Genomic DNA, 26,508 nt, shown 5'->3' on the forward strand with positions numbered 1-26,508 from the left:
GTGGTTGTTGTTGTCGGTCAAGCTCGTTGGCTGGAGATGGAGACCACCTCGCCGGTCAGGTACGTGGTGTAGTCGCTGGCCAGCATGGCGATCGTCGCGGCAACCTCCCACACCTCCGCGGCTCGGCCGTAGGCCTCCCGGGACGCGAGTTCGTCGAGCAGGTCGTCGCTGGTCACCTTGGCCAGGAAGGGGTGTTTGGCGATCGATGGTGCGACCGCGTTGATGCGCACCCCCACGTCGGCGGCTTCCACTGCGGCACAACGGGTCAGCGCCATGACACCAGCCTTGGCCGCCGCATAGTGCGCCTGACCGCGTTGCGCACGCCAGCCGAGCACCGACGCGTTGTTGACGATCACCCCATTGTGTTCGACGCCGCCGAAGTAGCGCAGCGCAGCGCGCGTTGCACGGAAGGTACCGGTGAGGGTGATGTCGACAACGCGGTCCCACTCCTCGTCGGACATCTCGGCGACCGGCGTCTCCCCGCCCAGGCCGGCGTTGTTGACCAGCACGTCGATGCGGCCCAGTTCGGTTGCGGCACTGTCGATCAGCGCGTCGACCTGCGCGGTCTCCTGCACGTTGCAGGGAACCTGCGACACGGCGCGCTCGGGGAACTCATCGGCGAGTTTCCGGGCCGCCTCGCCGAGTCGGCGTTCGTGCCAGTCGCTGACGAGGACGTCGGCGCCCTCGAGCAGGGCACGGCGCGCGCTCGCAAAACCGATGCCGGTGCCCGCGGCCGCGGTGACCACCACCTTCTTGCCGAGCAGCAAACCGTGCCCGGGGATCTCGGTGGGGACAGCCGCGAGCGGTGAGCGCACTGGGGTCTGGGTCATGACTGCCGGGCCTCTCGGGGTAGGCCGAGCACGCGCTCGGCGATGATGTTGCGCTGCACCTCATTCGAACCGCCATAAATGGTGTCGGCGCGGGTGAACAGGAACAGTCGTTGCCAGTCGTCGAGTTCGACGTTCTCGGGATCGGTGATGTCGTTGACCACACCTTCGACGGTGGCCGCGGGAGCGATCAACGACGGCGCACCGACCACGTCCACTGCAAGCTCACCGAGATCCCGATGCCAGTTGGCCCACAACAACTTCGACACCGAGGCGGCCCCAGCCTGATTCGTTACGTCCCCATCGAGGGTGCGCTGAGCGTGCGCACCCATCACCTTCAGGCCGATCGATGCCCGCGCCAGCCGGCTCGCGATCTCCGGATCATCGATGGCGCCATTGCTTTTCGCGGTGTCGACGAGGTTGTCGAGTTCGCGGGCAAATCCCACCTGCTGCCCGAGCGTGGACACGCCACGCTCGAACTGCAAGAGCCCCATCGCGACCTTCCAGCCGTCGCCGGGTTCACCCACGATGAGGTCGGCGTCGGCGACGGCGTCGTCGAAGAACACCTCGTTGAATTCCGATGTGCCGGTGAGTTGTTGAATCGGCCGGACGGTGACGCCGGGCTGGTCGATCGGCACCAGCAAGAAGCTGAGTCCACTGTGCCGCGTGGAGCCAGGCTCGGTGCGGCACAGTACGAACACCCATTGGGCCACATGGGCGAGGGAGGTCCAGATCTTCTGTCCGTTGACGATCCAGCGTCCGTCGTCGAGCCGAGCGGTGGTCGACACACCCGCCAGATCCGACCCGGCGCCGGGTTCGGAATAGCCCTGCGCCCACAGCTCGGTGACGTCGACGATACCGGGCAGGAAGCGCTGCTTCTGCTCCTCGGTCCCGAACTCGATCAGTGTGGGTCCGAGAAGTTCTTCGCCGAGGTGGTTGACGCGAGCGGGTGCGTTGGCGCGGGCGTATTCGCGGTGAAAGATGATGCGCTGTTCCAGCGTCGCACCGCGTCCGCCGTACCGGGCGGGCCAGCCCAGGCAGGTCCAACCAGAAGCGGCGAGATGTCGATCCCAGGCCAGCCGGCCGTCGAAGAACTCGTGCTCGCTACCCGGGCCGCCGCGACCCCTGAGGTACTCGAACTCACCGGCGAGATTCTCGTCGAGCCACGCACGCACGGCTGCGGCGAACTCGTCGGCGGCACGGGGCGTCGACTCTGCCGACCGACTCCGGGCCCATTCGCCGAGGTCGACGGCCCGATCCGCGAGGTTGATCGAGGTCATGACCGTCAGCATAGCCCACCAAGCAAGTGCTAGGTTGGGGCTGGTGCTAGGTTAAGGACCATGGAGCAGCCCTCGTCGACGCCCGCCGCGAGCTACCCGCAGACCACACCGGCCGCGCTGCATCGCGCCGCCGCCACCTGGCCCGACCGTATCGCCATCATCGACGGCCAGTGGCATCCCTCGACACATCCACACCTGGAATTGACGTGGGCGCAATTCCACGGCGTCGTCCGCGCATTCGCCGGTTCCCTGGTTGCGTCCGGCATCGAGCCCGGTGACCGGGTGGCGATCTGGGCGCCCAACAGCTTCCACTGGCCGATCGCCGCGCTCGGCTCGCACTACGCGGGCGCCACCCTGGTGCCGCTCAACACGCGCTACACCGTCGGGGAGGCCATCGAGATCATCGAGCGGTCGGCCGCTCGCGCGGTGATCGTGTCGGGCGAATTCCTCGGCTCCGACCATCTCGCCGAACTGCTGGCCGATCATGCCGATGCGATGCCCGACGTGATCATCCAGGTACCGCTCGCGCCCAAGGCCGTGCCACCCGAGCCGGCCACGTCGTGGCACGACTTCCTCGAACGTGGCACTGCGGAGTCGCTCACCGAGGCCGATCGTCGGGCCGACGCGGTGTGCCCCGACGATCTCTCCGACATCCTGTTCACCTCCGGAACCACCGGAAAGTCCAAGGGTGTCATGGCAACCCATCGTCAGACGCTGGCCGGGTCGCATGCGTGGGGCGCCAATGGCAGCCTGCATCCCGGCGATCGCTACCTGATGGTGAACCCCTACTTCCACACCTTCGGCTACAAGGCCGGCATCCTGCCGTGCGTCCTGTTCGGTGTGACGATGCTGCCGCTCGCGGTGTACTCACCCACCGCCGCGATGAAACTGGTCGACGACGAGCGCGCCACCATCTTCCCCGGCGCTCCCACCATCTTCCAGACCATCCTCGACGCCGTTGACCGCGATGGCTTCAACCTGTCGACCCTGCGACTCGTTGTCACCGGTGCCGCGATCGTGCCGGTGGTGCTCATCGAACGCATCCAGCGCGATCTCGGCGTCGACACCGTCGTCACCGCCTACGGCCTCACCGAATGCAGCGGCTTCGTGTCGACCTGCACGCCCGACGACGATGACGAGACCGTCGCCAACACCTGCGGACGCGCGTTCGCGGGTATGGAGATCATGCTCTCCGAGCAGGGCGAGGTGCTCGCCCGCGGCGACATGGTCATGGTCGGCTACCTCGACAACGAGGAGGCCACCGCGGAGACGATAGACGCCGACGGCTGGCTGCACACCGGCGACATCGGAACCATCGACGCCGGCGGCAATCTCAAGATCACCGACCGGCTGAAAGACATGTACATCTGCGGCGGCTTCAACGTCTACCCCGCCGAGATCGAGCAGACCCTCGCGCGGCTCGACGGTGTCACCGAATCGGCCGTTGTCGGGGTGCCCGACGAGCGGCTCGGCGAGGTCGGGCGCGCCTACCTCACCATCCGCAACGACGCCGGACTCGACGAGGACGCCGTGATCGCCTATGCGCGTGAGCATCTGGCGAACTTCAAGGTGCCGCGATCGGTGGTGTTCGTCGAGGCGTTCCCGCGCAACGCGGCCGGCAAGATCCTCAAGCGGGAGCTTACGTAAGCCGCTGCAGATCCGGCGCACGGTCCGGTCGGTAGGGCTTGCCCGCGTTGCCGTGGTCGATCCATTCATCCACGGTCGGATGGACGAGGTCGCCGGGTAGCGGACGACGAGATCGCCACCCGCCGGCCAGGATCCATGTGCGCCCGTTGGGGTGCAGCCAACCTTCGGTGGCATGCCCGGCCGGCAGCCCGGTGGAAAACGGCACCGACAGTAGTGACGAGTACTTCTGCTTGCTGAGGGCCAAACCTGCCTCGTGTGCCTCGCGCAGCATCCAGTCGAAGGCGACGTCGGACGCGTGGTGGTCGTCGTCGTACTGGCCGCCGACATCGCTGTGCACGCCAGGGAACCAGACCTCGAGGTGCCGGCCGTCAGACTCTTTGACTGTCGTCGCGTCGAACCGGTAGCAGCCGTACGGGCGTCGACGTTCGTCGAGCGCCATGGCATGACGGGCGATGTTGACGTTGGCGATCTTCGCGGTGTACGGCCAGCGCGCCTCTTCGAATCCTGCCCGGACATTCAACGCACCAACGGATTTGACCGTGTCCCAGACACCGAGGAAATGCACTTGCTTGGTTGACGTGTCGAAGGTGCTCGGAAAGTCCGGGTTCCCGAACCTGTTTCGGAACTTGTTGCGCGGCTTGAAGTATTCCTCGGTTCCGGCGTTGCCACTGTTCTGCGCATACAGCTTGACGGCATAGGGCGTGAGGTTCTCGGCACCTGGTCGGAGCAAACCGATCGTATTCAGCATCCCGGTGAGCGCCCGCGCGGTGTACGCGCCGCGGGAGAACCCGAACACGAAGATGCGGTCACCTTTTCGGTAGTTGTTGGCGAGGAAGTTGTAGGCCTCTTCGAGGTTGTCCTTGACGCCGTAGCCGGCGACGAGTCCCCATCCCCGCGTGAGCGCCTTGCCCACCTTGGTGACCGCGCCACGTGCGCCCATCGTTCCGACTCCCGGGTCGTAATAGGCCAGCTGCGCGTCGTTCTTCACGCAGACGTCGAAGAGTCGGGCGACGTTGGTGCTGCCCTGCTCGGGCTCATTCTTGGTGCCGTCGAGGCAGACGACGAGGTTGCGTCCGGCGCCGTTCTGCTGCTGCGGTGTCGCGGGCATCCCCGGAGTCTATAGACGACACTCGATCAGGACAGCCACCGCCACCTGTGGTGTGCTGTTCGGGTGACACGAACTGCCGCAGACGACGCCGTCGAACTGCTGACTGCTGCCGGCATGCTTGACCCGGACGCCGACACCACCCGCATCGACACCCACGGCGCGACCGTCCTGCTCAACGGCGACCGGGCGTGGAAACTCAAGCGGCCGGTTCGCTTGCGCTACTTCGACTTCTCCACCCCCGATCGTCGTCACGATGCGCTCGCCGCCGAACTGGAGCTCAACCGACGCACCGCGCCCGGCATCTACCGTGGACTGCACGCTATCCGGCGGACCGACGACGGATCGGTTTCCCTAGACGGAGAAGGCGACACCGTCGACTGGGTACTCGAGATGACCCGCTTCGCCGACGACGCACTCCTCGTCTGTAAGGCCGAGAACGGCGGGCTCGACGACGCATTGTTGCAACGTCTGGCCGAACGGGTCGTCGACCTGCACGACGGTGCCGAGGTGTGCGACGACCCGCACGGCGCGGCGCGGCTCCAGAACGTGGTCGACGGCAATCTGGCGAGCATGGCTGCCTTTCCGGACATCATCGAGCCGGATCAGGCCCAGCGTCTCACCGACCGGCTGACGGAGATGATCGCCTCGCACGCCGACCTCCTCGACGCCCGCGCCACTGCGGGCCGGGTGCGACGCGGACACGGTGACCTGCACCTGGGCAACATCGCCGTCGTCGACGGTGAGCCGATCCCGTTCGACTGCCTGGAGTTCGACGCCGAGCTGGCCACCACAGACGTGCTCTACGACATCGGCTTTCTCGTCATGGACCTGTGGGCGCGCGGGCTCCACCACGAGGCGAACGTAATGATCAACGCCTACCTCGACCTCTCCCCCGCCGACGAGGACGGCTACGCGCTCCTGCCGCTCATCCTCGGCATCCGCGCCACCGTCCGAGCGCATGTCGCGGCGGCCGAGGGTGCGCTCGAGCGTGCGCATCATTACCTCTCTCTCGCAATCGGTTTCACCGAGCCCGAGCCGCCGAGGCTGGTGGCCATCGGGGGCGGATCGGGCACCGGGAAGTCGACCATCGCACGAGCCGTCGGCGGCGACTTGGCGCCCGCTCCCGGCGCACGCATCCTGCGCACCGATGTCCTGCGCAAACGACTCGCCGGAGTGGCGATGACCGCACCGCTCCCCCGCTCGGCCTACACCGACGAGGCACGCGCGAAGGTCTACACCGAGTTGTACCGGCTCGCCGAAGCCGGCCTGCGAGGTGGCATGAGCGTCATCGCCGACGCGGTGTTCGGTCGGCGAACCCAATCGACGACGATCGCGGACATCAGTGTCGACTTCGCCGGAATCTGGCTGGAAATCGATGAGCAGGAACGTATCTCACGCATCGAGCACCGTCGGCCGGATGCGTCGGACGCGAACGCCGACGTCGCCCGACGGCAGACTCAGACGTTGGAGAAGCCCGATGAACGGTGGTCTCGCGTCGTAGCGGATGACGCTGCCGCCCAACGGGTTCGGCAGCTACTCAGTCGCGGATGGGCTTGACCAGCGGGAACAGGATGGTTTCGCGGATACCGAGGCCGGTCAGCGCCATCAGCAGGCGGTCGATGCCCATGCCGGTGCCGGCGGTCGGCGGCATGCCATGTTCCATGGCGGCGAGGAATTCTTCGTCGAGCACCATGGCCTCGTCGTCGCCCGCGGCAGCCAGACGGGCCTGGTCGACGAAGCGCTCACGCTGGATGACCGGGTCGACGAGTTCCGAATAGCCGGTGGCCAACTCGAAGCCGCGGACGTACAGGTCCCACTTCTCGACGACGCCCGGGATGGTGCGGTGCGCCCGGACCAGCGGCGAGGTCTCGACCGGGAAGTCCCGCACGAACACCGGGGCGTCGAGCTTGTCCCCGACCATGTGCTCCCAGAGTTCCTCGACCAGCTTGCCGTGGCCGTAGCCCTTGTCCTTCGGGATCTCCAGTCCCACACGAGAAGCGATGGCCAGCAACTCGTCGACGGTCGTGCCGCCGCTGTCACTGAGGGGAATGATCTCCTGGCCCAACGCCTCCGACAGCGACGGATACATCGAGAGCGATGTCCACTCGCCGGACAGGTCGTAGGTGGAGCCGTCGGGCATGGTCGGGGTCAGTGTGCCGAGCGCGCCCTGGCAAACCTCTTGGACGAGTTCCCGAGTCATCACCGCGGCGTCGTCGTAGGTGCCGTAGGCCTGGTAGGTCTCGAGCATCGCGAATTCGGGCGAGTGCGTGGAGTCGGCACCCTCGTTGCGGAAGTTGCGGTTGATCTCGAAGACGCGCTCGATACCACCGACGACGCATCGCTTGAGAAACAGCTCCGGCGCGATCCGCAGGAACAGATCCATGTCAAAGGCGTTGGAGTGCGTCACGAATGGGCGTGCCGCTGCGCCACCGTGCAGGGTTTGCAGCATCGGCGTCTCGACCTCGAGAAACCCTCGCGCGTCGAGTGCCTTGCGGAGTTCGGCGATCACCGAGATGCGGGTGCGCGCCATCTGTCGCGCCTCGGGGCGCATGATGAGGTCGACGTAGCGCTGGCGGACGCGGGTCTCCTCGTTCATGTCCTTGTGCGCGACCGGCAACGGCCGCAGCGACTTCGACGCCATCTCCCAGCTGTCGGCCATCACCGACAGCTCGCCGGTGCGCGAACTGATCACCTCGCCGTGCACGAAGACGATGTCGCCCAGGTCGGTCTCGGCCTTCCACCGCGCCAACGACTCCTCCCCGACGCCGTTGAACGAGATCATCGCCTGCAGTTGCGTGCCGTCGCCCTCCTGCAAGGTTGCGAAACAGAGCTTGCCCTTGTTGCGTAGAAAGATGATGCGCCCGGCCACCCCGACGATCTCGCCGGTCTCGGTACCGGCCTCGAGATCGGGGTAGTTGGCGCGGATCTCCGACAGCGCATGCGTGCGCGCGATCGACACCGGGTACGCCTCACGGCCGTCGGCGAGAATCCGTTCCCGCTTCTCGCGGCGGATTCGCAGCTGTTCCGGGGTCTGGTCGTCGGTGCTGGTCGCGCTGTCACTCACGCTGTGCACACTATCGGGGCCGGTCACCGACTCCCAAACTCGTATCAGCGGGGCTCAGTTGTCGTGCGATGAGATGACGGCGAGTTCGTCGGCACGGATGCGGCCGTTCACGCCCGCCCGACGCAGACGACGATGACCGCCGACCACGAAGACGGCACCGTGCACGCCGCGGGCCTGCAGATGCCACGCCAGCCATTCGGCCTCGTGGCCGTCCTCGCTGACCAGAATCCAGCGGGCATCGGCGGTCGCCGATCGCAATGCGCCGGATGCACCGGGCGTGAGGCGTTCGAGCACCTCGACGGCCTCGATGGCGAGCGCGCCGAACAGAGCACCGTCGGCCTGGCGGCGGCGGTGTCCGCGCACGTCAACGGGGGTTGCGCCACCTGCGACAGCGGCAGCGTAGTCGCTGACCTGCAGCGACAGCGGAACGGAGTCGGTCGGGGCGGCGACCCGGACTGGAACGACACTGACAGGAATGGGGGTATCGACAACCGAAGCGGTCATGGTGAGGAATCCTCGAAGTGATCTGAAATTGAGCGGGGAGCGCGAAGGAGGGCGGCCGCAGATGCGGACTCAGCCCTGACAACACTCCTGACAGCTCTTGATCACGGCAGGAATTGTGCCACAGATGCCCCGGGATGGCCAGGGGTCCCGCCTGCTGGTTGACGAGTTCGGTGATCGACCCCGCTGAGCTGGGAAATGCGCGAGCGTCGTGCCCGCAAAATCTAGGGGAAGAAGTTTCTTCCCCGAGGTTCACAGTCGTCCCCTACAAATTTCTGGGGGAAGACACCAAGGGTCGGGGACGAAGTTTCTTCCCCGACTTTTTGTGGGCGCATGTTCCTGGCGTCGCCGTCGGCGGAACGCGACGACCGACAATCGGTGACTGAGATCGGGCCCGTCAGCGTCCGCTTCCGGGACATACCCGGAGGACCACCCTCAGGGGCCCGATCCTGGCCACCGGCCCGACCCACCTTCCCCCTCCACGATCGCCGACGCCGTCGGCGGGCGGATCGCTGATCGCCGTAGTCCTCGCTGTCACCAATGCTGTTGTCTCGCCTGCCCTTCGAGGCTCGTCATCGCGCCTCGAGCACCTCAGCGAGCGGAGGGGTGCTCGCCAGCGGGGGCGCCACAGGGAGCGACTGGCAGCGACGTTGGTCAGCGAGCGCGGCGCGGTCCGGCCTTCGAGCGTTCGTGGACCAGCCGCAGCCCTTCGAGGGTGAGGTGGGTGTGGTGGTCGGTGAGCGAGCGGCATTCGTCGAACATCAGTGGCGCGAGATAGCCGGTGGCAACCACCGGGACGTCGTCGTCGCCGAAACCGTCGACGGTGTCCCGCACGCGTTCGACCAGGCCGTCGACCTGGCCGGCGAACCCGTACAGGATGCCCGACTGGAGTGCCTCGACGGTGTTCTTGCCGAGCACACTGCGGGGTGGCATCAGCTCCACCTTGCGCACGGTCACGGTGTGCTCGGAGAGCGCCTCGACCGCGAGGTTCACACCCGGCGCGATGGCTCCGCCAAGGAACTCGCCCTTCTCCGACACGGCGTCGACGACGGTCGCGGTACCAAAAGCGACCACGATGCACGGACCACCGAACTCATGGTGCGCGGCAAGGCAGTTGGCGACACGGTCGGTGCCGACCTCCTTGGGATTGTCCACGAGTAGGGGCACACCGGTGCGGACACCCGGTTCGAGCAGGACGTGCGGCCCGGATCCGAAGTAGCGGGGCACCATCACGCGCAGTTCCCGCAGCAGTGACGGCACGGTGGACAGTGCCGCAACACCGGTCACCTGCTCGATGTCGGGGCCGAGCATTCCCCGGAACGCCCAGGCGAGTTCGTCGGCGGTGTAGTGGGGGTCGGTGTGGATTCGCCAGTCCCGCACGAGTTTCGCGTGGTCACCGACGCCCGCGAAGACGCCGAGGTGGATGTTGGTGTTCCCGACGTCGACGGTCAGCAGCATGTGACGGCCGGCGATCAGGCGTCGACGAAGGCGTGGTTGTCGGCGTGCCGGGGGTCGAGCAGACCCGACCCCTCGGGGGCGCGCGCCGGATCGGTGCCGGACTCCTGGACGCGGTTGTGATCGTCGACGAACACGACGTGCGGCGCGTACTCGCGCACTTCCTGCTCGTTGAGAATGCCGTAGGCGATGATGATCACCAGGTCGCCCGGGTGGACCAGATGCGCTGCGGCACCGTTGATCCCGATGACACCGGAACCGCGCTCACCGGCGATCGCGTAGGTTTCGAGCCGGGCACCGTTGGTGATGTCGACGATGGTCACCTGCTCGCCTTCGAGCAGGTCGGCCGCGTCGAGCAGGTCGGCGTCGATGGTCACCGACCCCACGTAGTGCAGGTCGGCCTGGGTCACGATGGCCCGGTGGATTTTCGACGTCATCATGGTGCGAAGCATCGTCAGTGTCCCTCTGTTGTGGCTGGAGCTGTTGGGGTGGGGTCTGTTTCGGGGTAGCCGCCGATCATGACGCCCACGTTGTCGATCAGGCGTGCCGGCCCGAGCCGTGCGGCGACGAGGAGTCGGCCCTGCCCGGCACTCGGCGGTTCTTCGAGCTGACGTCCGCGCAGCGCGAGGTACTCGACGGCGATGTCCGGCGCGGTGTCCAGAACCGATTGTGCGGCAGCCAGAATCGCGTCCTGGCCACCGGGCGCGGCATGGGCGCCGGCGACGAGAGCGGCGGAGAGCGTGGTGGCCAGCTCGCGCTGTGCGGGGTCGAGGTAGCGGTTGCGTGACGACATGGCCAGGCCGTCGGACTCGCGCACCGTCGGGACGCCCACGATCTCGACGTCAAGGTTCAGGTCGGCGGCCATCTGGGTGATGAGAACCAGCTGCTGGTAATCCTTTTCGCCGAAGTAGGCGGCGTGCGGGCCGACGATGTTGAGCAGCTTGAGCACCACGGTGAGCATCCCGGCGAAATGGGTGGGGCGCGAGATCCCGTCCAGGACTTCGCCAACCGGCCCGGGACGCACCATGGTGCGCTGACCGTTGGGGTACATCGCGGCGGCAGTCGGAGCGAACACGAGCTCGACGCCGAGCGGCTCGAGGAGTGCGCGGTCGGCGTCGAAGGTGCGTGGATAGGCGTCCAGATCTTCGTTGACCCCGAATTGCAGCGGGTTGACGAAGATCGACACCACCACCACCGCATTGCCTTTGGCCTTGGCGGCACGCACCAACTGCAGATGTCCGGCATGGAGGGCGCCCATGGTGGGCACCAGCACGACTCGCTTGCCCGCCGAGCGCAGCGCCCGTGTGACGCGTCGTAATTCGGCCGGATCGCGGTGCACGGTGAGCTGTCCCGGCGTGTAGCCCGTCATCGTGCCTCCTCCAGGACGTCGAGCAGATCCGACGGTGCGTCGGTGTATGTCGCCGCGCGGCGCGCCAGGGTGCGGTACGCCTCCGCCAGACCATCACGACCGGATCCGCCGGAGATCGCGCGGACGGCGTCGAGATGGCCGGCGACGGCGTGCGCGTCACCGCGCGCGACCGGGCCGGTGAGCGCCGACGGTCCGAGTTCGAGGACGTTCTGCAACGACGCGGTGACCAGCGGCCCGAGGATGCGTTCGGCCAGCAGCACCGCGTTGCCGTCGATGGTCGCGGTCTCGCGCCCGGATTTGTCGATGGCGGCGTTGAGGATCGCGACGGCGTCGGAGATGAGCGCGACCAGATGATTGGCCCCGTGCGCGAGTGCCGCGTGATACAGCGTGCGGTCGTCTTCGGCGATCCGGACGGGTTCACCGCCCATCTCGAGCACCAGCGAGCTGACGATTGCCGCGCCGACCTCGTCGGCAGCTGTCACCCCGAAGCAGGCATGCGCCAGACGAGTGGTGTCCTCCTCGGTACCGACGAAGGTCATCGCCGGATGCAGTGCCATCGGCACCGCTCCGAGGGCGGTGAGTGGTTCGAGGATGATGACGCCATGCGCCCCGGCGGTGTGCGCGACCAGCGTGCCAGGGCGCAGTGCACCAGTGGCGGCGATGTCGTCGATGACCCGGGTCAGAGCCGCGTCGGGCACGCTGATCAGCAAGAACTCCGATCGGGCGACGACGGCGGCGAGATCGAGGATCTCGGACTCGGGAAGCCTACGACGCGCGCGGGCGCGAGAATCAGCCGAGCGCGCGACCACCCCGCCGACGATGTGACCGGCCTTCTCCAACGCCTCGCCGAGTGCGGTGCCGACACGACCCGCGGACACGATGCCGACGGTCAGCCGAGCGGGGGCGGGGAGGTTGGAAACGCCAGGAAGATCTGCGGACGCACGGCTGCCGGGTCGCCGGCCCGACGACATGGGCCCCGACGGCATGGGCATATCACCGCTCGGTGAGGTCACCGCTGTCCTCCAAAAAGTTCGTTCCAGTCCCGGCAGTAGGCGCGGGTACCAGACGTTGCAGTCCAAGGGTAGGTGGTGGCGTGCCGCCGTGGCCATTTCCTGTGACGCGGCTCACCGCGCAAGTGTCGTCTGACACCGGTCCAGGGGGTCGTTCGACCGATCGGCAGGCCTCGTGACCTGCGCAAAACCGGCGTACTCTGAGGTTCGCGCCGTCGGTGCGCACCATCGTGGAGGTCCCTATGAGCCTCACCCAGGGCACAGAGTTCGCCGGGTACACGATCGTGCGCAAGATCGGTGCGGGTGGCATGGGTGAGGTCTACCTCGCGCAGCATCCCCGGCTCCCCCGACGCGACGTGATCAAGGTCCTCAGCGAGCACTTCACCGACGACGCGATGTTCCGTGCGCGCTTCGTCCGGGAGGCCGAGCTCGCCGCGCGACTCGACCACCCGTCGATCGTCAACGTCTACGACCGCGGCGAATCCGACGGCCGGCTCTGGATCGCCATGCAGTACGTGCCCGGCACCGACGCGGCCGCGCTCGTCGAACGGTCGCCGAACGGACTCGGCGTGGAGAATGTGGCCTCGGTGGCCGACGCGATCGGCGGCGCCCTCGACCACGCTCACCGGCACGGTCTGCTGCACCGCGATGTGAAGCCGGCCAACATCCTCGTCAGCAGCGTCGACGACGAGCCAGCTGAACGACGAATCCGGTTGGCGGACTTCGGAATAGCCCGCCAAAACGACGTCGGAACCGCTCTCACGTCGGCGAATGCCGTGATCGGGTCGTACCCGTACTCGTCACCCGAGCAACTGTCGGGCGAGGCGCTCGACCGCCGCAGCGACGTGTACTCACTGGCCTGCACCGTCTACGAACTGCTCGCCGGGACACCGCCATTCATGGCACGCAGCCCGGCCGTGTTCATCCACCATCACCTCAACGAACGCCCACCACCGATCACCGATCGTCGCCCCGACCTCGACCCGGCCATCGACGACGCCGTCCAGCACGGCCTGGCCAAGAATCCCGCCGACCGCCCAGCCACCGCCGGCGCGTTCGCAGCCGAATTCCGCGCTGCCTGTGCCGTCCGGACCGCGAGCACCGCGCGGGTCCCAGTGCCCGACACCCTCCGCATCCGCGCAGCGGCACCAGCACCGACCCGACCGCCGCAACCGCATCCCGGCCACCAACCGCGGACCACCCGCAGTGCCGGATTCCGTCCGGCGCCGCCCCCCGTGACACCGCCGCCACCCTCCTACGAGTCGACGATGCGGGCATCGTTCGACCGGCACACCCCGCACTACGACGACCCCACCATCCGGCACGCGACACCGCACGTCGTGGCTCCCCCGACCGGATTCCAGCCCGACGCGTCGGCCGCCACCAAGGCACTGGCGTGCGGCATCCTCGCGATCCCGCTCAGCGTCGTCGCGGGCATCGGCGTTCCGGTGGGTGTGCTGGGTTTGCACCTCGCCGGACGGTCGCGCCGGTTGTCGGGCGGTCTCCCACCGGCCGCAAGGCTCGCTCAGACCCTCAACCTGCTGGCCATCATCATCGGCGTCGCCTGCGTCGCGTTCGCCATCGGATACGCGCTGACCCTGCACTGATCCCTGCCGCCCACCATCTCCCGGCGCCGGCTGAGGAACCCCCTCCCCGCCGGCTGCGGTGCTCGAGGCGCCAGCCGAGAGCCTCGAAGCCCCTGGTGAGAGGACATTGTCGGCTCACCACGACCCTTCGAGGCTCGCAGGCTCGCACCTCAGGGAGCGGTAGGAACCTCAGGGAGCGGCACGAACCTCAGGCGGCGGACGGTGCAGACGCTGTACCCCGCGAGACGATCGCCCCGAACCCGGCGTCGATCGCCCAGAGCAAAAGGATTCCGGCGATGAGGTCGGCGACGTCGCCGAAGGTTTGACGGGTGATCGGCCAGAACGGCGGGTTCGCTGCGCTCTGGATTCCGTCGGCCGTGCGCTCGAGGACGACATCGGTCGGATTGGGGAACCATTCCGGATGCCGGCTCGCGTTGACCGCGAGCACCGCGATGATCGGCACCCCGAGCAGCCACCATGGATGTCTGCGTCGGGCGATCGACCACGCGACAATCATCAGCGCGACGAAGATCGCCGCATGCTTGGCCGCATCGATCACGAGGTTGTCCTGCGCCGAGAGGAGCAGCGGCACCTGACCACCCCAGAACCCGATCGCTCCGACCGCCGCGATGGGCGCCGCAATCACCGCCCGGCGGGGACTGCGCGCCCACCACACGATGACCGCGACGAAGTACACCACGATGATCGCCGTCAGCGCCCAACGCAGAATCAGACTCGCGTTGGGGCCGTCGGCGTTGAACGCCGCGACGCGGGCGGGACCGCTTTCGCCATGGTGCGGGTCAAATTGGTAGAGCCACAACGACATCGGCCACCAGGCGACGATCGGCACGAACAGTGCGGCACTCACCAGACACTGCTGCCACGCGGCGCCGCGCTCACCGAGGCGAGGACAGTGATCCTCGCCTACGACCGCACTCTGGGCGTATGTCGCCGCCGTCATGGAAGCAGTCTAATGCCGTCTCACCACGCAAAACGTGGGTTGATCCGCCGACAGACAGGCAGAACCTAAGTCAGTCGGCCCGCCGACGCCTACCGCCACCACTCGACTCGGCTGCACGCAGCTGGCCCAACAACTCGGAGACCGGCAGACCCGCCGAGTGGGAACTCTCGTTGTCGTCGACGTCGCGTCGGCGTCTACGGCCGAAGCTCGCGGCCGGGGTGGCGTCGGGTCCGCCTTCGTGACGGCCCACCGCAGCGTCCGGAGCGACGTCGGCCGGGGCCTCCTTGGCTGCCTTCGCGACGGCCTCCCGAGCCCACTCGTCGGTGGGGGTCTCGTCGGTGAACGGTGCCGGCGGCGTGGTCCCCGGGGCAACCGGGGGTTCGGAACCGACGTAGAACCCGCCCGAGAACGGCATCGACTGTGCGGGGGTTTCGGCGGCCTGCGGTGGCTCCTCGACGACCGGCTCCGACGGAGGTTCGACGACCTCCGCGTCCGAGACCTCACCAACGGCCTCGGTGACTGAGACCTCGTCGTCCGCAACGTCCTCGAGCGGAACCTCGGTGGCGATCCGGCCGGAGAGCGGGTCATCGGTGACCACAGGGATGACCTCGGTCATCTCGTTGGGGTCGACCACCTTGTCGATGTGCCGACCGTCGTCACCGGCCGGTGCGGTGGCGGCGAAGTCACGTGCAGCGAGTGCGTCGTCGTCGGCAAATCCCGAGGAGCGACCGTAGTCGGGTGCGCCGGCACCGAAGGGTGACCCCCGAAATCCCGGGTCCCCGAATCCCGAATCCCCATAGCCCGGACCGAGACCCGACGCCAGCTCGCGCATCTTCTCGTTCGGCAGCGCCGTGCGCTGATCGGGAAGGGGCTCGCCGATGAGCATCTCCAAGCTCGAACGCAGCGCGAGGACCTGGGCCTTCAACTCGGAGAGCTCTTCGTTGGCCTCCGCGCTGACCTCGCGCCGGATGGTGGTCTCCACATCGAGTTCGTACTGTCGACGCGCGGCGATCTCGCGTTCGAGCTGCAGCTCGTAGACGAGTCGCAGGTCGCGGCTCTTGGCCTCGGCGCTCTCGGCCTGACGACGGAATTTGGTGACGAGAATGGCGCCGATGACCGCCGCCCACAGCGCGGCGATCACCGCGAGGGAACCGGGGATCGACAGCTGATCGGTGAAGACCATCAGAATGCTCGCTGCCAGCGCCAGGACGATCAGCAGCCCGAGCAACCATTGGCCCACCGACCGACCGGAACGTCGGGGCTCGGTGGAACGGCCGTTCGAGGTCGTCATGACCGAGAACTTACCGGTTGACCGGTCATTCGTCGGCCAAGCTGTTCCGGAGAGTCATGAATCTCCGATTCAGGCCGGTGGGGAATGGTCGGACGTGGGGTCGTCGGGAGCGCGGCAGCAATACTCCAACCACAGCGCGGCGACCGCGAGAAAGACGCCGCCCACCAGCCCGATGATCGCACCCGGTTTGTCGTGATCGGCGGCCGCCAGATCGTGCTGGTTGAGCAGGAAAGCGAGCAGCCCGACCCACACCCCGATCGCGATGGCCGCCAGGATCGCCGACGCCTTGGCCAGCGCGAGCACACGCGCGGCGGTCAGTGGGTGCAGTTGCCCGTTCGCCGCACCGATGTCGCGGGACGCGACGCGGGATCGCACCACGAACGCGATCACCACTTCGAGGACGGCCAGCACATACAGCACGATGCCGGCCAGCAGCGGCAGCGGCGGCAGGTCGGAGTAGTTGTAGCGCACCAGAATCCACGACGCCGCGGCGACCACCGCGGCGATGATCACCAGGTCCCGCACGCGGGTGGGACCCATCTTCGGCTCGTCGTCGTGCGGCGGGTGACCCGCAGGCAGGGGCGACGTCATGCCGAGGCCCACCCGATCGTGTCGACGCGACGAACCCCTAGCTTCTCCGAGTCGTCGAGCTGCTTCAGGAGCCCTTCGACCGGGACAACGCCGTCTGGGGTCCAGAGTGCGGCTGCCGGGTCGATCTCCAGCCACGGGATGAGCACGAACGCGCGTTGTGCGGCCCGTGGATGCGGGAGGGTCAGCACGGGGTCGTCGCTGACCACCACCCCGTCGTCATTGTCGGAGACGGTGGTGTTGTCGTCGGAGACGGTGGTGTGGTCGTCGGAGACGGTGATGACGTCGACGTCGAGGGTCCGCGGCCCCCACCGGACCTCCCGAACACGATCGGCCGCTTCTTCGAGCGCCGCGCCGCGAGCCAGCCACTGTGCCGCCGACAACGGGCCGTCGACGATCAGGGCGATGTTGTAGAAGTCGTCCTGCTCGACACCACCCCAGGGTGGGGTCGCATACACGCTCGATACCGCGACGAGTTCGTCGGCGAACCCCGACACCACACTTTCGAGGTGCGCACGCCGGTCACCCACGTTGGAGCCCGCCGACAGCACCGCGCGACTCATCGGCCGCCCATCGCCTTGCGGGAACGGCGCGTCACCACAGCGACGTCGTCGAAGGTCAACGGGATCGGCGCGGACGGTTTGTGCACGGTGACCTCGCAGGCGGCGAGTCGCTCGTCGGCCATCACCCGTTCGGCGATCTCCGCGCCGACCGTCTCGATGAGGTCGCGCGGTTCGCCCGAGACGATGTCGGCGACCGTCTGCGCCAGAACCCCGTAATCGACGGTGTCGGCGAGGTCGTCGGAAGCAGCCGCAGCGCTCAGGTCCAGCCACAGCACGACGTCGATGACGAAGTCCTGCCCGTCGCGTCGTTCGTGGTCGAAGACGCCGTGATGCCCGCGCACCCGCAGGCCACGCAACTCGATGCGGTCAGTCATGAACGCCCACCCGATCGGCGAGGTCGCCGCGCCGGCCACCGGACCGCCAGGCGTCGGCCACCGCGACCGCGTCGCGGCTGCCGGCCACGTCGTGCACCCGAACCCCCCACGCACCGTTCGCAGCAGAGAGGGCGGAGATCGACGCGGTCGCCACGTCGCGCTCCTGCGGCGGGCGGACCGCGTCACCGTCGGCCAGCAAGGTGCCGAGAAAACGCTTGCGCGACGCACCGACGAGCACCGGGAACCCCAGCCCGACGAGGGTCGGCAGCGCGTGCAGAAGAGCCCAATTGTGTTCGGCGGTTTTGGCGAACCCGAGGCCAGGGTCGAGGATGAGGCGGTCGGGGTCGACCCCTGCGGACACTGCCGCATCCACCTGGGCGAGCAGTTCGCCGCTGACCTCGGCCACCACGTCCCGATAGCCGCCGACATCGCCGATCCGATGGGTGAAGCGCCGGTCGCCGCTGTCGCCTGCCGGACGCCAGTGCATCAGAATCCACGGCACGCCGGCGTCGGCGACGACCTTGGCCATGTCGGGGTCGGCGCGGCCCCCGGACACGTCGTTGACGATGGCTGCGCCGGCGTCGATCGCGGCCGCCGCGACCGAGGCGCGCATGGTGTCGACCGAGATGCGCGCACCCTGCTCGGCGAGCGCAGCGATCACCGGTGTCACCCGCGCCGCCTCGAGGTCCGGGTCGACCCGAATCGCACCGGGCCGCGTCGATTCACCGCCGACATCGATGAGGTCGGCGCCCTGTGCCACGAGTTCGAGTCCGTGCGCGACCGCCGCATCGGCGTCGAGGTAGCGGCCACCGTCGGAGAACGAGTCGGCGGTGACGTTGATGACCCCCATGACGAGGCAGCGCGCAGACGCGGTCACCGCGTGATCAGGTCGAGCGCTTCGCCGCGGGAGACCGCGCTGGTCTTGAACAGGCCTCGGACCGCGGAAGTCGTGGTCGTCGCGCCGGGTTTGCGGATACCGCGCATCGCCATGCACAGGTGTTCGGCCTCGATCACCACGATCACCCCGCGCGGATCGAGCTTGCGCACGATCGCGTCGGCGATCTGACTGGTCAACCGTTCCTGCACCTGCGGCCGTTTGGCGTACAGGTCGACGAGCCGAGCGAGCTTCGACAACCCGGTCACCTGCCCGCTGACGCCCGGGATGTAACCGACGTGCGCGACGCCATGGAACGACACGAGGTGGTGTTCGCAGGTCGAGTACATCGGGATGTCCTTGACGAGGACGAGTTCGTCGTGGTCCTCGTCGAAGGTCGTGGCGAGCACCTCGTCGGGGTTGGTGTACAACCCGGCGAACATCTCCCGGTACGCGTTGGCGACGCGGGTTGGCGTGCGCCGCAACCCTTCTCGCTCCGGGTCCTCCCCCACCGCGATCAACAACTCGCGGACCGCTGCCTCTGCACGTGCCTGGTCGAAGCCGGTTCCGGGGACATCGGAGTCGGTGTCGAACTCGGCGTCGTGGCGTTCGCTGATCGTCATGTCCCCTGACCTGGCCCGCTGCCGTTGGTTCCGCTGCCGTTGGTGCCGTTGGTGTCACCGCTGCCGTGCCCGGTGCCGTTGATCTCTGGCGGCCGGCCCGGCGTCGGGTCCGGTGGCGTCGAGTTTTGGGGCGGCCAGCCCGGTGCCGACCAATCCCGCGGCGCGCCATAGTCGGGACGCGTGCCCCCGCCTGCGTGCTCCGGCGGAGCCGGGTACTGCGGGTTCGGATATTGGGGGTTCGGGTACTGCGGATTGGGATATTGGGGGTTCGGGTAGTTCGGTGCCGGATACTGAGGATTCGGGTACTGGGGGTAGGGCGTGCCCTGTCCGTGCTGTCCCGGATACGCCTGTCCCGGAGTTCCCGGCGGATAGGACGGGATCTGCCCGGGCACCTGGGGACCACCCGGGTACCCCGCCGCACCGACGGGCTCGGGCACCGGTTCGGGTTCCGGCGGCCACGGCTCGCCGCGCTCGATCGCCAGTTCTCCCGGTGTCTTCACCGGCGGCTTGTCGCTCGGGGTGCGCTCACCGAACTCGTTGAACGCGGTGATCCGCGGACGCTTTTCGACGTCGGAGAAGATCTTCTCGAGATCCTTGCGGGTGAGCGTCTCCTTCTCCAGCAACTCGGTGGCCAGCACGTCGAGGGTGTCGCGGTACTCCGAGAGGATCGCCCATGCCTCGGTGTGCGCGGCCTCGATGAGGCGACGAACCTCGTCGTCGATCTCGCCGGCGATCTCGGCCGAGTAGTCGGTGTGCGACCCCATCGACCGTCCGAGGAACGGATCGCCCTGATCCTGGCCGTAGCGCACCGCGCCCAGCTTTGCGGACATGCCGTATTCGGTGACCATCGCACGCGCGATCTTGGTCGCCTGGTCGATGTCGGACGACGCGCCCGTCGTCGGCTCGTGGAAGACGAGTTCCTCCGCGGCGCGACCCCCCATCGCCATCACCAGACGCGCAATCATCTCCGACCGCGTCATCAGGTCCTTGTCCTGCTCGGGCACGGCCAGGGCGTGGCCGCCGGTCCGTCCGCGGGCCAGGATGGTGACCTTGTAGATGGGGTCGAGGTCGGGCATCGCCCAGGCCGCGAGGGTGTGTCCGCCCTCGTGGTAGGCGACGACCTTCTTCTCGTGTTCGCTGATGACGTGGCTCTTGCGGCGCGGGCCCCCGATCACCCGGTCGACCGCCTCTTCGAGCGCCTCCGCGGTGATCGTCTGCTTGTTTTCGCGCGCAGTGAGCAGCGCCGCCTCGTTGACGACGTTGGCCAGGTCGGCGCCGGACATGCCGGGGGTCCGCTTGGCCAAGCCGTCGAGGTCGGCGTCGGGGTCGATCGGCTTGCCCTTGGCGTGTACACGCAGGATCGCCTTGCGGCCGGCCATGTCGGGGTTGCCGACGGGGATCTGCCGGTCGAAGCGGCCGGGGCGCAGCAGTGCGGGGTCGAGGATGTCGGGACGGTTGGTCGCGGCGATCAGGATGATGCCCGACCGGTCACCGAAGCCGTCCATCTCCACCAGCAGCTGGTTGAGCGTCTGCTCGCGTTCGTCGTGGCCACCGCCGAGTCCGGCGCCACGCTGACGCCCGACCGCGTCGATCTCGTCGACGAAGATGATGCACGGACTGTTCTGCTTGGCCTGCTCGAACAGGTCGCGCACACGCGATGCGCCGACACCGACGAACATCTCGACGAAGTCCGAACCGGAGATCGTGAAGAACGGAACCCCGGCCTCCCCGGCGACGGCCCGCGCGAGCAGCGTCTTACCGGTACCGGGCGGACCGAACAGCAGCACGCCCTTGGGGATCTTCGCGCCCAGCGCCTGATAGCGCGCCGGGTTCTGCAGGAAGTCCTTGATCTCGTAGAGTTCTTCGACCGCCTCGTCGGCGCCGGCGACGTCGGCGAAGGTCGTCTTCGGCATGTCCTTGGTGAGCTGCTTGGCGCGGGACTTGCCGAAGCCCATCACGCCGCCGCGACCACCGCCTTGCATGCGGTTCATGACGAAGAAGAACAGACCGAACAGCAGGATCATCGGCAGGGCGAACAGCAGGATCTGCCAGAGCACCGACTGTTCGTTGACGTTGGTGGTGTACGGCGCGCCGGTGGCCTTGACCTGGTCGAAGATCTGGTCGCCCGCTTGTGCCGGGTACTTGGCGCTGATCTTGTCGACGTCTTTGTCGTCGTGCTTGATCGACTTGTTGAGCTCGATCCGCAGTTGCTGCTCGCGGTCGTCGATGCTGACGAACTTGGCGTTTTTCTGATCGAGCTGGGTGAGCGCGACTGAGGTGTCGACGCCCGTGTACTCCCGGTCCGAATCGCGCAGCACGCTCCAGCCCCACAGGGCGAGCAGTACTAGCGCCAGAATGGCCAGGTTTCGGAAGACTGACTTACGGTTCATGCGTGTTGGTGGGGTCGGGCTCGCCGGTTGGGGCCCGCGACCGTTCCCATGTCCTTCCCACGGTAGGTACACATAGAGGCTACCGGTCAACGATCACGCTGGTGAAACCGTTCCCTACCCCGCTATTCAGTGCGTGTAGACCGACGGCTTGAGCCGGCCTATGTAGGGCAGGTCGCGGTAGCGCTCGGCGTAGTCGAGGCCGTAGCCGACGACGAACTCGTTGGGGATGTCGAAGCCCACCTCCGCGACGCGGACCGGTGAGCGCACCGCCTCGGGTTTGCGCAGCAACGTGCACACCTCGAGGCTGCGCGGTGAGCGGGTCGCCAGGTTCTTCATCAGCCACGACAACGTGAGGCCCGAGTCGATGATGTCCTCGACGATCAGCACGTCACGGCCCTCGATGTCGCGGTCGAGGTCCTTGAGGATGCGGACCACACCCGACGATGACGTCGACGACCCGTAGCTCGACACCGCCATGAACTCCATCTGCGACGGGATCGGCAAGGCCAGAGCGAAGTCGGTCATGAACATGATGGCGCCCTTGAGAACTCCGATCAGGACGAGATCCTCGTCGATGTCGGCATACCGGGAACCTATCGATGCGGCGAGCTCGGCCGTTCGCGCCCGTATCTGATCCTCGGTGATCAGAACGGCTTCGATGTCATCGCTGTAAGGATCGGTGCTGTGCACGGTTCAAGGGTGCCATGTACGGTGAACCGCCTCACGTCCGACTCACCCGCGACGCCCGCCACAGGCCGAGGCCGAACACCGCCAAGAAGAACACCGCGTAATAGAGGATCGCGATGTTGACGCCCCAGATCCCCTCGGGCATCCCCTGCAGCTGCCCGGTGCTGTATTCAGCATTGATGAACGGCGAGTAGTGCCGAAAGGCATCGCCGAGGTCGATGTCGGCGAGCAGCAGGAACGCCTCGGTGCCCAGTTTGACGAACAGCACCAACGCGATGACCAGGTAGGTGTGGCGGATCAGCGCCACGAGTCCGAGGCCCAACGCGATCAGCAGCACGGTGTAGAGCGGGATCGCCCACAAGAACCGGATGCCCTCCGAGGTGAACAGCGACACCTCGGACCATGTGTTCGGCGAGAGTCGTGGGAGCACGCTGTTGGTCACCGCGACGGCCACCGCGGTGGTGGCGGCCCCGAGCACCCCGAAGACGACGAGCTTGGCGGTCAGCAGCGTCCACCGACACGGCTGGATGTACCTAAGTGACACTACGGTAACGGCGATTCGGGATTCAAGAGCCCCTACCCCACCGGCCGACGTCGTCGTCGTCGATCTTAAGCGGGAAGAGGGCCGAACCGGCGGCCAGGATCGGGCCCCTGACGGTGGTCATCCGGGCATGTCCCGGAAGCGGACGCTGACGGGCCCGATCTCAGTCACCGGTCGTCGGCCGTCGCGTTCCACGGAACGTGACGCCCAGGCCCATGCGCCCACAAAATCTAGGGGACGAAACTTCCTCCCCTACCCTTGGAGTCCTCCCCCAGAAAATTCTCGCGGACGACTACGAACCCCGGGGAAGAAACTTCTTCCCCTAGATTTTGTGGGCAGGTACTTGCGTGTTTCCGCAGTTCACAGGGTCGGTCACCGAGCCCTTCGGATCAGCGAGGCGTGCGCTCCACACCGATCACCTCACCGACCCGAGCCACCTCGAGTCGCACGGCGCCGTCACCCCCGATGGCGACGCCACCCTGGCCTCGCCATCGCATCACCAGTTCGTCGACTGCACCGATGACCCGAGCGGTCGGCTCGGTGGCGCCGACGCCGAGCAGCCACCGTCGGATCACGCGGGTGCGCACGGCATCTGGCGCGTCGGCAAGCAGAGCAACCGCGAGACCCGTGTCGGTCGCGGCGCGCCCGGCGAGTTCCTCCGCGTAACCATCGAGAGCATCGTTATCGGCCTGCAACGCCGACGCTGTCCTCGACAATGATTCGGCCACACCGCCTTTGAGCACGTCCTCGAGCAGCGGCAGCACCTCGCCACGGAGCCGAACGCGGGTGAATCGCGGATCGCGGTTGTGCGGATCGGTATGGGGTGCCAGCCCCAACTCGGTGCACAAAGCGAGCGTCGTAGACCGTCGCACACCCAGCAGCGGCCGACCCCACGGCGCCGACCACGCGCGCATACCCGCGATCGAGCGAGCGCCGGAACCTCGACCCAGCCCGAGCAGCACCGTCTCGGCCTGGTCGTCCATGGTGTGGCCCAACAGAACCGGGGCACCACCACGCGCGGCGTCGAGCGCCGCGTATCGCGCCGCCCGCGCAGCCGCCTCAAGACCGCCGTCGACGCCGACCGTCACCGGTAGCACCATGGCATCCGCACCCAGCCGACGGGCTTCGTCGGCCGCCGCGTCGGCGACATCGGCCGAACCGAGTTGCAGACCATGGTCGACGACGAGCGCCGTCACCGACAGCCCCGCCCGCACCGAACCTGCCGTCAGCGCAAGCGAATCCGGCCCGCCCGACAACCCGACGCACACGCGAGTCACTCCGCGCAGATGCACCGCGGCGAAGTCGGCGATCGCGCGGGTTACAGCACGCGCCGAATCCATGCCGACGGCTCGTCGATCTCCTCGGGCAGCGGCATGGTCTCCGGCGACGTCCAAATGGTGTTGAACCGCTCCATGCCCACCTCGCCGACCACCGCGTCGACGAAGGCCTTGCCCCGAATGTATTGGGCGAGTTTGGCATCCATGCCGATGAGCGCACGGATGATGCGCTGAACCGGATTTCGTGGGGCGGTGCGCCGCTTGTCGAATGCCGCGCGGATGCTTTCGACCGTCGGCACCTGTGCAGGTCCGACCGCATCCATGACGTGGTCGGCGTGCCCCTCGAGCAGGGTGCCGAGCACCATCATTCGGCGGAACGCGTCGTATTGTTCGGGCGTCTGCAGCAACTGCATCGCACCGAGGACACCCTTCTCACGCGGCTGATCGCTCTTGAGTGACTTGGTGAGTCGCGAAACAACCTCGGTTGCCGACTCACCGGCATCGGTGGTGAGGATCTCGATGTTGTCCTGCATGTAGTTACGCAGCCACGGGTTCGCGGAGAACTGCACGCGGTGGGTCACCTCGTGCAGACACACCCACAGCCGGAAATCCGACGGCACCACTTTCAGCGTCCTCTCAACCGCGATGATATTGGGCGCCACCAGCATCAGCACACCGGGATCGGATTCACCGCCGCTGCCGACGGTGAACGGGTCGTACTGGCCCAGGATCACCGTCGACAGGAACGCGAGCAGACCACCGGCCTGCAGGCCGCCGATCTTCGCCGTCGCGCCGGCAAGAATCCCGTCGTCGAGCTCAGCGTCATCCGCACCCAACATGCTGCGCATCGACAACGACGCCGCGTCGATCCAGCCCTTGCGGTCGAGGATGCGCGCGGTCGGGATGGGCAGGCCGTCGGCCAGGCCGGTGACCTCCCGCACCGGTCCCTCGGCACGCCGGGCCGCGTCGTCGAGTTCGGCGTAGGCGGCGTCGCGCGTGTAGGCGGTGGTCTTGGGGCCGGGCCGGGTCAGCCGTTTGGCCGTCGATGACGCGAACCCCCAATCGATCCGGGCACCCACCGGCTCCGATTCGTACACGGCTTGATCAACCACGGACTCACTCATCGACAGCCACACTCCCTCAGTTGTCCGACGACCGCATCCAACGCCGGCCGGGCGTCGGCCGGAGACGTCCCGCCCGACATCAGGGCGAACGACAGCACACGGCCGTCGATGGTCTGCACTATCCCGGTCAACGAACTGACCCCGGTCAGGGTTCCGGTCTTGGCGCGCACCCAGCCGGCGCCCGGGTTGGTCGTCGGGTCGAAGCGGTCGGCGAGGGTGCCCGCGACGCCCGCCGCGATCGGCAATCCGTCGAGCATCGGTCGCATCGCCGGTTGTGCAGGCCCGCTCGCCGCCGTCATCACCGCGTCGAGGAGTTCGGCGGGCACCCGGTTGGCGTAGGAGATGCCCGACGCGTCACGCAACGTGGTCCCGGCCCATTGCGCGCCGAAGGTCTGCTGCAAGGTCTTCTCGATCGCGTCGACGCCCGCCGCGAGCGTGGGCGGTCCGCCCTGGTGCACGGAGAGTTCGATGGACAGCGTCTCGGCCAGCACGTTGTCGCTGTAGCGCAGCATGTCGTTGACCCGCGTGACCAGCGGCGCCGACTGGACCGACGCGACGACCCGACCGTTCGCGGGGGCGGTGGTCTGCGTGACCCGACCCTGGACTCCCAGCGCATCGGCCAGCGCCTGACCCGCGGCCAGACCCGGAGTGGGGGTGCGCGGCGAGTACTCGTCGAGCGGTTCGAGGCGCGCGCCGTCGACCATCAGGGGTTCGATCGGCGCGATGTCGCCGCCCGCGATGTCGCGGCGATCCCAGGTGGAATCCATCGACGGCCCAGAGAACGCGCTCTGGTCGATGGCCACCGACGTCACCGGCACGCCGGAGCGTTTGATCTGCGCGGCGAGGTCGGCGATGCGTCCGGGGTCGGTGTAGAAGGTGTCGGCGCCGACGGGCTGCGCCGACAGTGTCGGGTCGCCCGCGCCCTTCAGGATCAGTTCGCCGCCGGGTCCGAGGACGACGGTGGTGGTCAGCCGCAGGTCGTGCGGCATCCCCAGCAGCACCGCGGCGGCGGTGAGCACCTTGTCGTTCGACGCCGGGATACGCGGGTCGTCGGCGTTGCGCGTCCACAGCACCTGACCGGTGATGGCGTCGCTGATCTGGCCGGTCAGCACACCCAGCGCCGGGTCGCGCAGCTCGCCGGCGATCTCCCGGGACACCCCGGCCGAAGTAGGCATCGGAGCGGTCGCCGAAACGGGCTTGACCTGCGGATTCGGCACGATCAACGCCGGTTGCGGAGGGATGCCCGCGGGCAGCGGTTCTTCCGTGTCCTCGTCGAGCTTCAGTGCGACGACGACGGTCGCGGCGGCGATGATCGCCAGGATCAACACCGTGATCAGCGTCCACAGCAGCGGCCGACGACGCCTGGCG

The 26,508-nt window shown here is 67.6% G+C and carries 25 protein-coding genes; 3 read left to right on the plus strand and 22 right to left on the minus strand.

Features of this window, described 5'->3' with window-relative positions:
- Positions 1-17 precede the first annotated feature (17 nt).
- Complete coding sequence (locus ACWDTF_RS01470; RefSeq protein ID WP_240861165.1) at positions 18-830, minus strand: SDR family oxidoreductase; 813 nt, start codon at positions 828-830, stop codon at positions 18-20.
- On the minus strand, positions 827-2,107 hold the full coding sequence (locus tag ACWDTF_RS01475) for an acyl-CoA dehydrogenase family protein (protein ID WP_355277709.1): 1,281 nt from the start codon (positions 2,105-2,107) through the stop codon (positions 827-829). Before ACWDTF_RS01475 ends, ACWDTF_RS01470 begins: the two co-directional genes overlap by 4 nt.
- Positions 2,108-2,167: 60 nt before the next feature.
- Here ACWDTF_RS01475 and ACWDTF_RS01480 point away from each other — a divergent pair, with 60 nt between their 5' ends.
- Positions 2,168-3,754, plus strand: coding sequence for a FadD3 family acyl-CoA ligase (locus tag ACWDTF_RS01480; RefSeq protein ID WP_240861161.1), 1,587 nt, complete (start codon positions 2,168-2,170; stop codon positions 3,752-3,754).
- Here ACWDTF_RS01480 and ACWDTF_RS01485 read toward each other — a convergent pair.
- Positions 3,747-4,862, minus strand: a complete 1,116-nt coding sequence (locus tag ACWDTF_RS01485) for a DUF2235 domain-containing protein (RefSeq protein WP_240861159.1) — start codon at positions 4,860-4,862, stop codon at positions 3,747-3,749. The two genes, ACWDTF_RS01480 and ACWDTF_RS01485, sit on opposite strands and share 8 nt — an antisense overlap.
- 114 nt (positions 4,863-4,976) lie before the next feature.
- Between ACWDTF_RS01485 and ACWDTF_RS01490 the strand changes: the two genes are divergently transcribed.
- Positions 4,977-6,419 carry a bifunctional aminoglycoside phosphotransferase/ATP-binding protein gene (locus ACWDTF_RS01490; RefSeq protein ID WP_449753889.1) on the plus strand — a complete coding sequence of 481 codons (1,443 nt, stop codon included), beginning with the start codon at positions 4,977-4,979 and terminating at the stop codon, positions 6,417-6,419.
- On the opposite strand, the gene lysS is transcribed toward ACWDTF_RS01490, so the two are convergent.
- From lysS to ACWDTF_RS01520, 6 genes are all read right to left on the minus strand, one after another.
- Positions 6,400-7,953, minus strand: coding sequence for a lysine--tRNA ligase (gene lysS, locus ACWDTF_RS01495; RefSeq protein ID WP_374247509.1), 1,554 nt, complete (start codon positions 7,951-7,953; stop codon positions 6,400-6,402). The two genes, ACWDTF_RS01490 and lysS, sit on opposite strands and share 20 nt — an antisense overlap.
- Before the next feature lie 27 nt (positions 7,954-7,980).
- Positions 7,981-8,430 carry a rhodanese-like domain-containing protein gene (locus tag ACWDTF_RS01500; protein ID WP_240861156.1) on the minus strand — a complete coding sequence of 150 codons (450 nt, stop codon included), beginning with the start codon at positions 8,428-8,430 and terminating at the stop codon, positions 7,981-7,983.
- Between the two features lie 651 nt (positions 8,431-9,081).
- Positions 9,082-9,885, minus strand: coding sequence for a type III pantothenate kinase (locus tag ACWDTF_RS01505; RefSeq protein WP_240861154.1), 804 nt, complete (start codon positions 9,883-9,885; stop codon positions 9,082-9,084).
- Positions 9,886-9,899: 14 nt separating this feature from the next.
- On the minus strand, positions 9,900-10,334 hold the full coding sequence (gene panD / locus ACWDTF_RS01510; RefSeq protein WP_240861152.1) for an aspartate 1-decarboxylase: 435 nt from the start codon (positions 10,332-10,334) through the stop codon (positions 9,900-9,902).
- A gap of 2 nt (positions 10,335-10,336) precedes the next feature.
- The gene (gene panC, locus ACWDTF_RS01515) at positions 10,337-11,251 is read right to left on the minus strand and encodes a pantoate--beta-alanine ligase (RefSeq protein ID WP_240861150.1); all 915 of its coding nucleotides are present in this window, start codon (positions 11,249-11,251) and stop codon (positions 10,337-10,339) included.
- Positions 11,248-12,222: a Rossmann-like and DUF2520 domain-containing protein gene (locus ACWDTF_RS01520; RefSeq protein WP_240861249.1), complete on the minus strand. Its 975-nt coding sequence runs from the start codon at positions 12,220-12,222 to the stop codon at positions 11,248-11,250. The genes panC and ACWDTF_RS01520 overlap by 4 nt, the downstream gene beginning before the upstream one ends.
- A gap of 281 nt (positions 12,223-12,503) precedes the next feature.
- On the opposite strand from ACWDTF_RS01520, the gene ACWDTF_RS01525 reads away from it, so the two are divergent.
- Positions 12,504-13,868, plus strand: a complete 1,365-nt coding sequence (locus ACWDTF_RS01525) for a serine/threonine-protein kinase (protein ID WP_355277700.1) — start codon at positions 12,504-12,506, stop codon at positions 13,866-13,868.
- 187 nt (positions 13,869-14,055) lie between these two features.
- Here ACWDTF_RS01525 and ACWDTF_RS01530 read toward each other — a convergent pair whose 3' ends face one another.
- The 13 genes from ACWDTF_RS01530 to dacB form a co-directional block, all read right to left on the minus strand.
- The gene (locus ACWDTF_RS01530) at positions 14,056-14,808 is read right to left on the minus strand and encodes a hypothetical protein (RefSeq protein ID WP_355277697.1); all 753 of its coding nucleotides are present in this window, start codon (positions 14,806-14,808) and stop codon (positions 14,056-14,058) included.
- 70 nt (positions 14,809-14,878) lie between these two features.
- Positions 14,879-16,099, minus strand: a complete 1,221-nt coding sequence (locus tag ACWDTF_RS01535) for a DUF6779 domain-containing protein (protein WP_355277695.1) — start codon at positions 16,097-16,099, stop codon at positions 14,879-14,881.
- Positions 16,100-16,168: 69 nt separating this feature from the next.
- On the minus strand, positions 16,169-16,690 hold the full coding sequence (locus ACWDTF_RS01540) for a DUF3180 domain-containing protein (protein WP_355277692.1): 522 nt from the start codon (positions 16,688-16,690) through the stop codon (positions 16,169-16,171).
- Positions 16,687-17,250: a 2-amino-4-hydroxy-6-hydroxymethyldihydropteridine diphosphokinase gene (gene folK, locus ACWDTF_RS01545; protein WP_240859248.1), complete on the minus strand. Its 564-nt coding sequence runs from the start codon at positions 17,248-17,250 to the stop codon at positions 16,687-16,689. Before folK ends, ACWDTF_RS01540 begins: the two co-directional genes overlap by 4 nt.
- Positions 17,247-17,624, minus strand: coding sequence for a dihydroneopterin aldolase (gene folB / locus ACWDTF_RS01550; protein WP_240859255.1), 378 nt, complete (start codon positions 17,622-17,624; stop codon positions 17,247-17,249). The genes folK and folB overlap by 4 nt, the downstream gene beginning before the upstream one ends.
- Positions 17,617-18,474 (minus strand): dihydropteroate synthase, encoded by an 858-nt coding sequence (folP, locus tag ACWDTF_RS01555; RefSeq protein WP_240859480.1) that lies wholly within the window; start codon positions 18,472-18,474, stop codon positions 17,617-17,619. Before folP ends, folB begins: the two co-directional genes overlap by 8 nt.
- A gap of 23 nt (positions 18,475-18,497) precedes the next feature.
- The gene (gene folE / locus ACWDTF_RS01560) at positions 18,498-19,121 is read right to left on the minus strand and encodes a GTP cyclohydrolase I FolE (RefSeq protein WP_355278634.1); all 624 of its coding nucleotides are present in this window, start codon (positions 19,119-19,121) and stop codon (positions 18,498-18,500) included.
- Positions 19,118-21,511, minus strand: coding sequence for an ATP-dependent zinc metalloprotease FtsH (gene ftsH / locus ACWDTF_RS01565; RefSeq protein ID WP_355278632.1), 2,394 nt, complete (start codon positions 21,509-21,511; stop codon positions 19,118-19,120). Before ftsH ends, folE begins: the two co-directional genes overlap by 4 nt.
- A 126-nt stretch (positions 21,512-21,637) precedes the next feature.
- Positions 21,638-22,201: a hypoxanthine phosphoribosyltransferase gene (hpt, locus tag ACWDTF_RS01570; protein WP_355278629.1), complete on the minus strand. Its 564-nt coding sequence runs from the start codon at positions 22,199-22,201 to the stop codon at positions 21,638-21,640.
- A gap of 31 nt (positions 22,202-22,232) precedes the next feature.
- Positions 22,233-22,742 carry a hypothetical protein gene (locus tag ACWDTF_RS01575; RefSeq protein WP_449753867.1) on the minus strand — a complete coding sequence of 170 codons (510 nt, stop codon included), beginning with the start codon at positions 22,740-22,742 and terminating at the stop codon, positions 22,233-22,235.
- Between the two features lie 386 nt (positions 22,743-23,128).
- Positions 23,129-24,079, minus strand: a complete 951-nt coding sequence (gene tilS, locus ACWDTF_RS01580) for a tRNA lysidine(34) synthetase TilS (RefSeq protein WP_433256356.1) — start codon at positions 24,077-24,079, stop codon at positions 23,129-23,131.
- Positions 24,058-25,140: a zinc-dependent metalloprotease gene (locus ACWDTF_RS01585; RefSeq protein ID WP_449753868.1), complete on the minus strand. Its 1,083-nt coding sequence runs from the start codon at positions 25,138-25,140 to the stop codon at positions 24,058-24,060. The genes tilS and ACWDTF_RS01585 overlap by 22 nt, the downstream gene beginning before the upstream one ends.
- Complete coding sequence (gene dacB, locus ACWDTF_RS01590) at positions 25,137-26,489, minus strand: D-alanyl-D-alanine carboxypeptidase/D-alanyl-D-alanine endopeptidase (RefSeq protein ID WP_449753890.1); 1,353 nt, start codon at positions 26,487-26,489, stop codon at positions 25,137-25,139. The genes ACWDTF_RS01585 and dacB overlap by 4 nt, the downstream gene beginning before the upstream one ends.
- Positions 26,490-26,508: the final 19 nt, after the last annotated feature.

Source organism: Gordonia sp. NPDC003422, from assembly GCF_053588675.1.